This is a genomic window from Chryseobacterium vietnamense, assembly GCF_031454475.1.
GTDB classification, from domain to species: domain Bacteria; phylum Bacteroidota; class Bacteroidia; order Flavobacteriales; family Weeksellaceae; genus Chryseobacterium; species Chryseobacterium vietnamense.
This window is the reverse complement of the sequence record NZ_JAVDQX010000001.1, coordinates 1,620,700-1,633,371: the sequence shown is the minus strand read 5'-3', so window position 1 is coordinate 1,633,371 and position 12,672 is coordinate 1,620,700. Positions and strand designations below refer to the sequence as shown.

At 36.6% G+C, this 12,672-nt stretch carries 11 protein-coding genes; 7 read left to right on the top strand and 4 right to left on the bottom strand.

Features of this window, described 5'->3' with window-relative positions; all coding sequences use genetic code 11:
* Window position 1: 1 nt before the first annotated feature.
* Together J2786_RS07315 and J2786_RS07310 are read left to right on the top strand one after the other, a co-directional pair.
* The gene (locus J2786_RS07315) at window positions 2-538 is read left to right on the top strand and encodes an FEKKY domain-containing protein (protein ID WP_156121410.1); all 537 of its coding nucleotides are present in this window, start codon (window positions 2-4) and stop codon (window positions 536-538) included.
* Window positions 539-552: 14 nt separating this feature from the next.
* The gene (locus tag J2786_RS07310; RefSeq protein WP_047429746.1) at window positions 553-1,821 is read left to right on the top strand and encodes a glucose-1-phosphate adenylyltransferase; all 1,269 of its coding nucleotides are present in this window, start codon (window positions 553-555) and stop codon (window positions 1,819-1,821) included.
* A gap of 111 nt (window positions 1,822-1,932) precedes the next feature.
* Here J2786_RS07310 and J2786_RS07305 read toward each other — a convergent pair whose 3' ends face one another.
* Entirely contained in the window at window positions 1,933-3,393 is a 1,461-nt protein-coding gene (locus J2786_RS07305) for a S41 family peptidase (RefSeq protein ID WP_047429749.1), read from the bottom strand.
* A 157-nt stretch (window positions 3,394-3,550) separates the two neighbouring features.
* Between J2786_RS07305 and J2786_RS07300 the strand changes: the two genes are divergently transcribed.
* The 4 genes from J2786_RS07300 to apaG all read left to right on the top strand — a co-directional run bounded on the left by J2786_RS07300 (window position 3,551) and on the right by apaG (window position 9,297).
* Window positions 3,551-4,591 carry an SRPBCC domain-containing protein gene (locus J2786_RS07300; RefSeq protein WP_047429752.1) on the top strand — a complete coding sequence of 347 codons (1,041 nt, stop codon included), beginning with the start codon at window positions 3,551-3,553 and terminating at the stop codon, window positions 4,589-4,591.
* A gap of 125 nt (window positions 4,592-4,716) precedes the next feature.
* Complete coding sequence (locus tag J2786_RS07295; protein ID WP_047429755.1) at window positions 4,717-7,533, top strand: 2-oxoglutarate dehydrogenase E1 component; 2,817 nt, start codon at window positions 4,717-4,719, stop codon at window positions 7,531-7,533.
* Between the two features lie 40 nt (window positions 7,534-7,573).
* On the top strand, window positions 7,574-8,827 hold the full coding sequence (odhB, locus tag J2786_RS07290) for a 2-oxoglutarate dehydrogenase complex dihydrolipoyllysine-residue succinyltransferase (RefSeq protein WP_142016573.1): 1,254 nt from the start codon (window positions 7,574-7,576) through the stop codon (window positions 8,825-8,827).
* An 80-nt stretch (window positions 8,828-8,907) separates the two neighbouring features.
* A complete protein-coding gene (gene apaG / locus J2786_RS07285; RefSeq protein WP_047429760.1) occupies window positions 8,908-9,297 on the top strand; it encodes a Co2+/Mg2+ efflux facilitator ApaG/CorD in 390 nt (129 codons plus the stop codon).
* 73 nt (window positions 9,298-9,370) lie between these two features.
* Here the strand turns inward: apaG and J2786_RS07280 are convergent, their stop codons facing one another.
* The 3 genes from J2786_RS07280 to J2786_RS07270 all read right to left on the bottom strand — a co-directional run bounded on the left by J2786_RS07280 (window position 9,371) and on the right by J2786_RS07270 (window position 12,009).
* Window positions 9,371-9,925 (bottom strand): 3'-5' exonuclease, encoded by a 555-nt coding sequence (locus J2786_RS07280; RefSeq protein WP_047429762.1) that lies wholly within the window; start codon window positions 9,923-9,925, stop codon window positions 9,371-9,373.
* A 215-nt stretch (window positions 9,926-10,140) separates the two neighbouring features.
* Window positions 10,141-11,118 carry a glycosyltransferase family 2 protein gene (locus J2786_RS07275; RefSeq protein WP_047429765.1) on the bottom strand — a complete coding sequence of 326 codons (978 nt, stop codon included), beginning with the start codon at window positions 11,116-11,118 and terminating at the stop codon, window positions 10,141-10,143.
* 6 nt (window positions 11,119-11,124) lie between these two features.
* Window positions 11,125-12,009, bottom strand: coding sequence for a lysophospholipid acyltransferase family protein (locus J2786_RS07270; protein WP_047429770.1), 885 nt, complete (start codon window positions 12,007-12,009; stop codon window positions 11,125-11,127).
* 81 nt (window positions 12,010-12,090) lie between these two features.
* Here J2786_RS07270 and J2786_RS07265 point away from each other — a divergent pair, with 81 nt between their 5' ends.
* On the top strand, window positions 12,091-12,663 hold the full coding sequence (locus tag J2786_RS07265) for a thioredoxin family protein (protein WP_310024447.1): 573 nt from the start codon (window positions 12,091-12,093) through the stop codon (window positions 12,661-12,663).
* The last annotated feature ends 9 nt before the right edge of the window (window positions 12,664-12,672 follow it).

The window sequence follows — 12,672 nt, the reverse complement described above, 5'->3', positions numbered from 1 at the left end:
AGTGAAGATTTTCGGATTTCTTTCTGTGATGATATTGATGTTGTTTTCCTGTAAAGAAGACAGAGGAAGCTATCATGGAGGGTATTATTGGATCTATAGCTACGGTCTTCCGGCAACGGAAAGGCATGAAGCAATGGCTGGTATTTCCGAAAAATGGAAAATAAAGCATTACTCTGTCGGTGATTGTCTGGTAGAACCTGACGAGATGAAAAGAATAGACGCTCTTAATAAAAGGACTTATGCTGCAATAGAAAGAAAATATGGACAAGGCTGGAGAGAAAAGTATCGTAAAGATGTCGATGGTTTTGTCATAAAGAGCGCTGATGTAATGGATGTGCTTATTACAAATCCGTTCTTCAGGAATGAGCTTAAAAAATATAATATTGAAATCTATAACCTGGATAAAGAGGTTTTAGTACTGAATGATAAAGATGATTTTCGGGTGACTGTTTATAAAAACGAACTCCAATATGAAAACAAACAATGCTTTAAAGTAGCAGTAAACACTAAGAACAGAACAGTAAACTTAATAAAATAAAACGCAAGATATTTATGAATCGAAATGTAATCTCTATTGTTTTAGGAGGAGGCAGAGGAACAAGATTATTCCCGTTAACGTATACCAGATCAAAACCGGCTGTTCCTATTGCAGGAAAATACAGACTGGTAGATATTCCTATCTCAAACTGCTTGAATTCAGGATTGAATAAAATTCTGGTGTTAACGCAGTTTAATTCTGCTTCCCTCAATTCACATATTAAGAATTCTTATCACTTTGATATCTTCAGCAAAGGCTTCGTTGATATTCTTGCAGCCGAGCAGAATGTAGAAAATGACAGCTGGTATCAGGGAACAGCAGATGCCGTACGCCAGTCGATGAAGCACCTTGAAAAATATGATTATGACTATATTCTTATTCTTTCAGGAGATCAGTTGTATCAGATGGATTTCAGGGAAATGCTCGACTTCCATATTGAAAACGGAGGCGATCTTACCATTGCTACTATTCCGGTCAATGCAAAAGATGCCACAGGTTTTGGAATCTTAAAATCTGATGATGAAGGAAATATTACCTCTTTTCATGAAAAACCCGGTTATGATATGCTGGAAGGTATGAAATCTGAAGTTTCAGAAGAGAATAAACATACCGGAAAAGAGTTTCTGGCTTCCATGGGAATTTATATTTTCACCAAGAATATCCTTAAAAAGATGTTTGATGAAGGAGCAGGTGATGATTTCGGAAAAGATATCATTCCAAGTTCCATCGGAAAATACAAAACATTAAGCTATCAATATGAAGGCTACTGGACAGATATCGGAACCATAGAATCTTTCTACGAAGCCAATCTTGACCTTTGTCTGGACCTGCCGCAGTTTAATCTGTTTTCATCCTCTCCAATCTATACCAGAGCAAGAATGCTTCCGCCTTCAAAAATCAACGGATCATACGTCAGTAAGGCTGTTTTTGGAGATGGATGCATCATTATGGCAGATAAAATTGAAAATTCCGTGATTGGAAACAGAACCAGAATTGACAAAGGAAGTACCATCGTGAATTCCTATGTGATGGGAGCTGATTTCTACCAGAATACAAAGGAAATTGTCATCAACGACAGAGGAGGACGTCCGAATATGGGAATTGGAAAATACTGCTATATAGAAAAAGCAATCCTTGATAAAAACTGTTACATCGGAGACAATGTGAAAATCATCGGCGGAAAACATATTCCGGATGGAGATTATGGAACCTATTCTGTTCAGGATGGGATTGTGGTAGTGAAGAAAGGCGCTGTGATTGCACCGGGAACACATATAGGATAAGAATCGTGAATATAAGAGTACAAATATACATTTCTCTTTAAATCATACACTTTATAATAAGTATATAAAAAAGAAACCTAAACAGGTTTCTTTTTTTTGTTTATCATGATTTTATTTGGAAAATAAGGTCAATGAATATTCCAGTTCCGGATCTTTGTGTTCTTTTAATGCCTGTAAGAAAAATTGGGTGTTCACCGTTTGATCAGGAATTACACCCTTACAGTTGGCAACATTCTCCTTATCATCACTGTTGAAGAATATTTCTGTTCTAGGAATAGAAATAGTGGACTTGGTATGAGGAAGTCTGTACGTAAGAAACCATGCTGCAGTCGTAAAATTGCTGCAGGATCCCGTTTCCTTTCCTACAATTGAGCCTCTTTTTTCACTTTGAAATAAAGAAGCAAAATAAGTGGCCGCAGAAAAAGTACGGTTATTGATCAATAATACAGTTTTTCCGTCAAAAAATGCACCATCTCTGGGATAGCTTTTTATATACGTATTATCCAGTCTTGAGTTTCCAAAATAATAATCTCCTTTTTCTGCTTTATCAAACCGCTGTCTCATGAAATTATTCTGGTCGGCAATATCCTTATCAGAATAATAACGGTTGGTCTGGGGATCTACCAGATAATTGTTGTAGTTAATGTCAACAACCTTAGTTCCGTATTTGTATTCATTATTGAATGTTTTATCTTTAGCAATGAAAGAATACAGCAGGGGAACATTGCTGATGGCTCCTCCCGGGTTGTTGCGGATATCCAGAATAAGTTTTTTAATTTTCAGATCTTTTATTTCCTGGAAATATTTCTTTAACCTTTCATAAAAAAAGCTTTCATCATAAGAAAACGATTTTACAGATAAGTAGTAAGTATCAGAATCAATTGTATACCCATAAATTCCAGCGTTTTCTGAAATCAGATCAACCGGCAATACAGAATGCCTGCTTTCATAATAGAATCTGGGATATTTAATACCCTTCACTTTCAGGGTTTTCTGTTCCCCGTTAGATGTTTTGTATCGTAAGGAGAAATCATTCGTACGGTTTTTTAAAATAAAAGGAATATAAAAAGACACATCTATATCTTCCACTTTTATATTTCCGTCTGCGGCTTTAGGAACAGCCTGTAAAAGTTCTTTAGAACTTATACCGTTAATCTCCGTAATCTCATTGCCCACTTCAATAGCATAAGGATTTGATCCGTTCACAAATAGCTGCCCATTCTGTACATAAGTCTGCAAAGGGAAAAAATAGAGAGAACTTAAAATACTTTCAAAATAATTGGAATCTGCACTGAAAGAACTGTGTCCGTCCCCAATTATTCTCGTAGGATTGTTCATAAGAAGGCTGATATAGCCTGGATCTTTTTTAACAATATTACGGAGAGAATCTATTTTTTTGGCAATAATTTCCTTGCTGTGGAATCTGTAAGGATTTGGATGCTGTTTCTGAATGATGTCAACTGCAATATCAAAGTCTTTCAGGTATCCATCCTGTGGGATTTCAGAAATTGAGTATTGGGAAAATACAACTGATGATAACAAAACCAATGGAAATGTACATAACTTCTTCATAAAAATAAAATTAAGTCGTTCCAAAAAACAATATGCATACCATACATACCACAGATTATTTGATATTAATCATTAAATCAATATTTTTTAATGCATTATTTTTTTTCAAAACAATCTGTATATTGTTCACTCTTTTTATTTGTATTATTTTTGTGCGATGCGTATTTTTAAAATCTTAGCGGTAATCATTATTCTTTTGGGGGGAGCTTATGCTGCTTCCATGTATTATTTTGTGGATGAAAGTAAAAACTTTACGATTGAAAAAGAGATCGACTATCCCGTGGATAAGGTTTTTACCCAGTTTAATAATCTTCAGAATTTTACAAGATGGAATAATTTTTTTACCAGCTCACCGTCTATAGATATTGATTATTATACGCCTTACGAGGGGCAGGGAAGTGCGATCAGCTATGTGGATCCTAAAAATGATACTGATGGAGAAATGTTTATCAGGTATGAAAACCTTAATAAAACATTGAAATATCAGCTTTTTGAGGATGAAAACGAAAATCCGACATTGGTTGACGTTAAATTCAAACCTGTTTCCGCAGAAAAAACAAAAATTATCTGGTACGTACACACTCCGAAACTGCCTGTCTGGAAAAGAGTGGAGAACTTCTGGACGGAGGACCGTTTCGCTGAAAATATCAACAAAAGTATGGTGAATCTTAAAAACTCTTTAGGAAATAAAGTGGAAAAAGATAACCAGATGGCAGCCATCAAATATGACAGTCTGATGGTGGAAAATGAAGAAGACAAATTGTTGTTGGGAATCAATGTAAGTACATCAAATAAAAAAGATGCGCTGTACAAAAATATCGTGATGAATTATAACAAAGTCTATAACTTCGTAACGATGGATCTTGGCAAAAGAGATGATGAATTCGGATACCCGATTCTGATTACTGACGCTGATAATTACAAAGACAAAGAGGTTTCTTATTTCCTCGGAATTCCACTTTCTAAGAAAATCGGAGTTTCTGATAATAATTTCAATTTTAGGTCCGTAAATCCGTCTCAAAACTATGTAATTTACTACAAAGGGAACTACGAGGGACGAATTCGGGCAATTCAGCAGCTTATTCAGAAAGCCAAAAAAGACGAGATGCGCTTCGGAGATATCCGCCAGACCTTTATTGAACGTCCTATGGAAGGTCAGGAGGTAAATGTTAAGCTCTCATTATCAGTGTATAAGTAATTTTTTTTTAATTTATTTTTTCTTAAGTTTTTTTAACGGTTTCAGACTGTTCTAACTCGGTTTTTTTTATTAAATTTGAAGATTAATTCTACAAATAAATTTTAATAAATAGATAAACTGTAATAATGGACAGATTTTCATTCCTAAACGCAGCTCATTCTCAGTTAATTGAGGATTTATACCAACAGTACTTAAAATTCCCGGACTCTCTAGAACCATCATGGAAAGCTTTCTTTCAAGGCTTCGATTTTGCTTTGGAGAACTACGGAGATGACGATAACACCCAGTTTATTCAGGCTTCAGCCAACGCTGCCCCGGCAGTACAACAACAGATTTCTCAGGCAGTATCAAATGGAGAAGTTCCTGAGCATATCAAGAAAGAATTTAAAGTAGTAAACCTTATTGAGGCTTACAGAACAAGAGGACACCTTTTTACAAAGACTAACCCGGTTAGAGAAAGAAGACATTATACCCCTACTTTAGACATCGAAAATTTCGGTCTTTCTAAAGAAGATTTAAATACAAAATTCAATTGTGCTGTAGAAACAGGAATGAAGGAGCCTGCTACTTTGGCAGACCTTATCAAGCACCTTGAAAGCATCTATTGTGATTCTATCGGAGTAGAATACATGCACATCAACAATGTTGAGGAAAAAGATTTCATCAAAAGATGGCTTCAGGTAAACGAAAACCATCCAAGTCTTTCTGCAAACGAAAAAACAGAAATCTTATTAAAATTAAATCAGGCGGTTGCTTTTGAAAACTACCTTCACACAAAATTTGTAGGACAAAAAAGATTCTCATTAGAAGGAGGTGAAACCTTAATCCCGGCTTTAGATCAACTGATCTCAAGATCTTCTCAGTTAGGAGTAGATGAAGTGGTGTTAGGAATGGCTCACAGAGGTAGACTGAATGTTCTTACAAACATTTTCGGAAAATCTTACAAGCAGATCTTCTCAGAATTTGAAGGAAAAGAATTTGAAGAAGATGTATTCTCAGGTGACGTTAAATATCACTTAGGATCATCTAAAAAGATCAAAACAGCTTCCGGAGAAGAAGTATGTATCAACCTTACTCCGAACCCGTCTCACCTTGAAACAGTTGCTGCTTTGGTAGAAGGTATCTGCCGTGCAAAAGTAGACGACAAATACAAAGACTATTCTAAAGTATTGCCAATCATCATCCATGGTGACGGGGCTATCGCCGGACAGGGTATTGCTTACGAAGTGGCTCAGATGATGACTTTAGAAGGATACAGAACAGGAGGAACAGTTCATATCGTTGTGAATAACCAGGTTTCATTTACAACCAACTATATGGATGCAAGATCTTCAACATACTGTACAGACATTGCAAAAGTTACAGAATCTCCTGTAATGCACGTAAATGCTGACGATGCTGAAGCCGTTGTTCATGCCATCCACTTTGCTGCTGACTTTAGAGCAAAATTCGGAAAAGATGTTTATATCGACCTTTTAGGATATAGAAAATATGGTCACAACGAAGGGGACGAGCCAAGATTTACTCAGCCTAACCTTTATAAAACCATTTCAAAACACCCGAATCCAAGAGAAATTTATAAAGATAAATTATTGAAAGACAGCGTTACTTCTAACGATGTAATTGCTAAAATGGAAACGGAATTCAAAGCGCTGTTAGATAAAGATTTCGATGCTTCTAAAGAGATCGAGAAAAATGTAATGGACGTCTTCATGGCTGAAGACTGGGTAAACTATCCGATTGGTAAGAGAGGAGCAGTTCAGTTACCGGTAGATACAAAATATGACTTGGAGAAGCTGAAAGAACTGGCGATTAAAATGTCAACACTTCCGGCAGACAAAAAGTTTATCAATAAAATTACAAGACTTTTCGATAACCGTATCAAAGCGATTGAAGGAAATTCATTAGACTGGGCACTGGGAGAGTGGTTAGCTTATGCAACGCTTCTTGTAGAAGGTCACAATGTAAGAATCTCAGGAGAAGATGTGGAAAGAGGAACATTCTCTCACAGACATGCAGTGGTAAAAACTGAAGATACAGAAGAAGAGTATATCCCATTAAGACATGTTTCTGAGAACAGATTTGATGTATTCAACTCTCACCTTTCAGAATATGGTGTTCTAGGTTTCGATTACGGATATGCAATGGCGTCTCCAAATACATTAACCATCTGGGAAGCTCAGTTCGGAGATTTCGTGAACGGTGCTCAGATTATCGTTGACCAGTATTTAGCTGCTGCAGAAGAAAAATGGAAAATTCAGGACGGATTGGTAATGTTATTGCCTCACGGTTCAGAAGGACAGGGAGCTGAGCACTCTTCAGCAAGATTGGAGAGATTCCTTACTCTTTGTGCTAACGAAAACATGGTAGTAGCCAACATTACTTCACCTGCCAACTACTTCCACTTATTGAGAAGACAGTTGAAATGGGCGTTCAGAAAACCATTGATCGTAATGAGCCCTAAATCTTTATTGAGACACCCTAAAGTGGTTTCTCCACTTGAAGATTTTGCAACAGGTTCATTCCAGCCAATCCTAGACGATCCTGCAGCGGATCCTAAAAAAGTAGAAAAAGTAGTTCTTTGTTCAGGTAAACTGTACTTCGAGTTATTAGCGAAGAAAGAAGAACTGAACTGTGAAAATATTGCTTTAGTAAGATTTGAGCAGTTGTATCCTCTTCAGGCAGATGCTATAGAAGCGATCTTCAATAAGTATGAAAACAGAAAGCAATTAGTGTGGGCTCAGGAAGAACCTGAAAACATGGGGGCTTGGTCTTATATCCTGAGAAACTTCAGAGATACAGGAATCCAGGTAGTAGCTCCGGTACCAAGCGGTGCTCCGGCTCCAGGTAGCCACAAGATGTTTGAGAAAAATCAAAATGCAGTGATCAACAGAGTTTTCGACAGAGATGATGCTCCTGCAAAAAGACCCGTTACAGCTTAATTTAAAATAATAATCAATTAAAAAATAAAAAATACTCGATATGTCAGTTTTAGAAATGAAAGTTCCTTCACCGGGCGAATCAATTACAGAAGTTGAAATTGCAACTTGGCTTGTAAAAGATGGTGATTATGTAGAAAAAGATCAACCTATCGCCGAAGTGGATTCAGATAAAGCAACTCTTGAATTGCCTGCAGAACAAAGTGGAATTATCACTTTAAAAGCAGAAGAAGGTGATGTAGTACAAGTAGGTCAGGTAGTTTGTTTAATTGATATGGATGCTAAAAAACCAGAAGGTGCTGCACCTGCTGCTGAAGCTCCAAAACAGGAAGAAGCTCCGAAAGCTGCTGAACCTGCTAAACAAGAAGCTCCAAAACCAGCTGCTCCGGTAGCTGCTCCACAAACTTATGCAACAGGAGCTCCATCTCCGGCTGCTAAGAAAATCCTTGACGAAAAAGGAATGGATGCTGCTCAGGTTTCAGGAACAGGAAGAGACGGAAGAATCACTAAAACTGATGCTGAATTAGCGGCAGTTCCTGCATTAGGAGGAAGCCCTATGACTGCTACAGGTGCAAGAACTACCACTACCACTAAACTTTCAGTTTTAAGAAGAAAAATCGCTCAGAGATTGGTTTCTGTGAAGAACGAAACAGCAATGTTGACGACTTTCAACGAAGTGGATATGTCTGAAATCTTCAGATTAAGAAAACAATATAAAGAGGAATTTGCTCAAAAACACGGAGTAGGACTTGGTTTCATGTCTTTCTTTACAAAAGCAGTGACAAGAGCATTACAAATGTATCCGGATGTTAACGCTTCTATTGACGGAGATTTCAAAGTAAATTATGATTTCTGCGATATTTCAATTGCCGTTTCAGGTCCTAAAGGATTAATGGTTCCAGTATTGAGAAACGCTGAAAATATGTCTTTTGCAGGGGTTGAAGCAAACATTAAAGATCTTGCTGTAAAAGTAAGAGACGGTAAAATTACTGTTGACGAAATGACTGGTGGTACTTTCACTATTACAAACGGTGGTACTTTCGGATCAATGATGTCTACACCAATCATCAACCCTCCACAATCTGCAATCTTAGGAATGCACAACATCATCCAGAGACCGGTAGCTGTTGACGGACAGGTAGTAATCAGACCAATGATGTATGTAGCTATGTCTTATGACCACAGAATTATCGATGGTAAAGAATCTGTAGGATTCCTTGTTGCGGTAAAAGAAGGTATCGACAACCCTGTTGAAATTCTAATGGGAGGTGACGAAAGAAAAGGCCTTGGATTATAGTTTTTAATAAAATTATAACATAATATACAATCTCGCCTTAAAAAAGGCGAGATTTTTGTATTTATTAAGAAAATGCTACAATGATGTTTTCAAAAATGACTTCCAATATCAAAGTTTCAGTTATACCTGAATATGATAGTAAAAACAGTTATCCTTCCGAAAACCGTTACGTTTTTAAATACAATATCACGATAGAAAATGACGGAAGCTTTCCTATCAAAGTATTGAAAAGAAAATGGTTGATTTTTGATGTCGGATTCGGATACACAGAAATTATAGGCGACGGGGTGATCGGATTGACTCCCGAGATAGGAACCAGTGAAAATTTTGCTTATTTTTCCAATGTTATGCTTCGTTCCGGAGTAGGTAATATGAGCGGAAAATATCTGGTTAAAAACATGGAGACACAGGAAACTTTTGAAGTTGATATTCCAAAATTCAATCTGTTGTCTGAAGTGTTGAGTAATTAATAATTGATGTCCTGTAAAATGTACAGATTTTCACAGATAAAAAGAACCCGGGTTTTATTTGTTTGTAGAATTACTAAAGCCTTTTAATTTTTGCTTTCATATAATCATTTACTTCATCATTACTGGTGAGGAAGAGTTTTTCAAATGCCAGTAAAGAAATCTTGGCACATACTTCAGCATCAGCTCCTGCTCTGTGGTGGGTAAAATCAATTTTATGGTATTCCGCCAATGGTTTCAAGCCATACTTTGGAAGGTAGTTCCATGACTTCTTTGCAAGCTGTATGCTGCACAGATAGTTGAGTTGGGGAGTAAACATTCCATAATGCTGCAGACAACCTCTTAAAACAGAAGCATCAAATCCTGCATTATGAGCGATCATAAGACTGCCGTACATCATGTCCTGCGCTTCATACCATATTTCATCAAAAGTAGGTGCATCCTTCACATCTTGCGGTTGAATCCCATGAACTGCAATATTAAATTTACTGAAATAAGGAAAACTTGGTGGTTTAATCAGCCAGGTTTTTGTTTCCACAATTTGAGAATCCTGTACCACGCAAATTCCCATCTCACAAGCTGAACTTTTCTCGTGGGTAGCCGTTTCAAAATCTATTGCACAGAAATCCATTGTTTTAAAAATTATAAGTTGTTGATAGTTCCTTGGTTGTTTCTATTACTGGTTCTCTGGTTTAAAGTTTAATGTTGGAGGTTAAAGTTTAAAGTTTAAAGTGTTGAACTTAGGCTAATTGAAGTTATAAATTTTTACTCTATAAATAAGTTGTAATTTTCAACTAATCCCTAATCCCTAATCCCTGCAACCTATAACCTGTCATCTGCCACCTATCACTTTCCTCCCAAAAAATGTTTAAAAATCAGCCATTTTGATTGATAAAAATGATGTTTCTGATGTTTCTGGCGAAGTTTCCATGTTCCGGGAAGCTGAGCATAAAATCCAAAATGAGCTCTCAGAACAGCCCACAAATGTGGAAAACCTTGCTTTAAGCAAAAATAAATTCCTGCAATACCATCCAGACATAATCTGAAAAAAATTACCCGGATCAATAGAGGAAAAGGAAGATTCTTAAGCATCATAGAAAGATTATTTCTCATATTTAAATAAGTCTTCTGTGTACTCTGTTTATTGAGCGTTCCGCCCCCTACATGATAAACTTTGGATTTTCCGGTATAATAAATCTTTTTTCCAGAATTAATAAGTCTCCAGCAAAGATCAATCTCCTCCTGATGAGCGAAAAACCTGGCATCAAAACCACCCTGTTCCCAGAAGTCTTTTGCACGAATGAAAAAACAGCATCCTGATGCCCAGAAGATTTCTGCTTCGTCATTATACTGACCTTTATCTTCTTCGAGATCATCAAAAACTCTTCCCCTGCAATATGGATATCCGAGATTATCTATCAAACCACCGGCAGCACCTGCAAATTCGAAATAACTTCTGTTGTGATAAGACAAAATCTTTGGTTGTACTGCAGATATATCAGCGTTGTTTTCCAGCAATTCCAGTACAGGTTCTATCCAGTTTTCTGTAACTTCTACGTCAGAATTAAGAAGGCAGTAATATTCATGTTGAATGGATTTTAATCCTTCATTATAGCCCCCTGCGAACCCATAGTTCTGATCATTTTTAATAATATGGACTGTAGGGAAATTCTTCTGTAGAAACTCAATGGAATCATCCGTAGAAAGATTGTCTATTACAAAAATATCCGCATTCTGAGAAAATTGTACTACACCCGGAAGAAATTTCTCAAGCCAATTCCTGCCATTCCAGTTTAAGATGGCAACTGCCAGTTTTTTCTGCATGTCAACCTATTTTTTTTCGGAATCAAAATTTTTGATAGAGTCCTGATATTTCCATTTTCTGTGTGACCAAAGGTAGTTGTCAGGATATTTGTGTAAAGTATTCTCCAATAATTTATGGAATTTTCTCACTACTTCATTTTCTGTAAATTTGTCACCATCCGGATATATTCTGTGATAATTAACCTGATAATAACCGCGTTTTACCTTTTTCATCTCACAATAGATGAAAACAAGATCCATCCTTGTAGCAAGCCTGTCATAGCCTATGAAAGCAGGAGTACGCTGATTCAAAAATTCCAGTCCGTAAGTGACATGAGCGTGGTGAGGCGTTTGATCAGCTACAAACATGTAAGCTGAATCTCCGTTATTTCTAGATCTGAAAATATTCAGAATAACTTCATTGGCTTCCAGTGCTTCGTTTCCAAATTTATTCCGGACTTTTTTCATCTGATTTTCCCAAAAATCACTGTTTACCTTTCTATACACAGGGTGACAGTGTGCCTGGGGAACAATCTTTGCCAATGCATTGATCCATTCCCAATTGAAGACATGCCCTGCCAGAAGGATAATATTTTTACCTTCCTTTTTAGCTTCATGAAATAGTTCCTGATTGATGTGCTGCATTCTCACCCTGGCCTCTGTCTCAGAAATGCTGAAAGACTTGATGGTTTCTACCAGATAATCTGAAAAATTAAGGTAGAACTTCTTTCGGATTTCTTTTATTTCCTTTTCGGACTTTTCAGGGAAAGACTTTCTAAGATTTTGAGTGATAACCTCTTTTCTGTATCCTACCAGATAATAATTTAGGAAGAAGATGACATCCGAAAAAATATATAATATTTTAAGCGGAAGCTTAGAGACTAAGTATAATATTTTGATTAAGAAATTCATAAAACACGCAAATTTAGTGATAATAAAATTATGGTTCTATTTTTGCAGAGGGATATATGTTATTTTTTTTACTTTTATATTATGAAAAGATTGATAATATTCGCTTCCGTGGGATTAAGTGCTTTCGCTTTTTCGCAAGATGTAAAGAATTCGCCCGATAAAGGAAAACAAAAAACAGCGCTTATAGTGCCTGCAGAGCAGGCTAAACTAGAAGCTCAGAAAAAGGCTGCAGAAGAAAAAGCTAAGCTTCCTAAACCTTATGATCCAAAAGCTGATGCCCAGGCAGATATTAATAAACTTGTTGCTCAGGCTAAGAAAGAAGGCAAGAATGTCATGATACAGGCTGGTGGAAACTGGTGTATCTGGTGTCTGCGTTTTAATAATTACGTACAGACTACTCCTGAACTGAAGGAAATTGTAGATAAAAACTATGTCTACTATCATTTGAACTTTTCTCCTGATAACAAGAATGAAAAAGTTTTTGCCCAGTATGGCAATCCAGGTGATAAATTCGGTTATCCGGTTTTTATTATTTTAGATAAAGACGGGAAAATGATCAAAGTTCAGCAAAGTGATGTTTTAGAAGAAGGGAAAGGGTATAGTAAAGAAAAAGTAAAAGAATTCTTTACGACCTGGGCTCCTAAAAAAGGATAAAATGTAAAA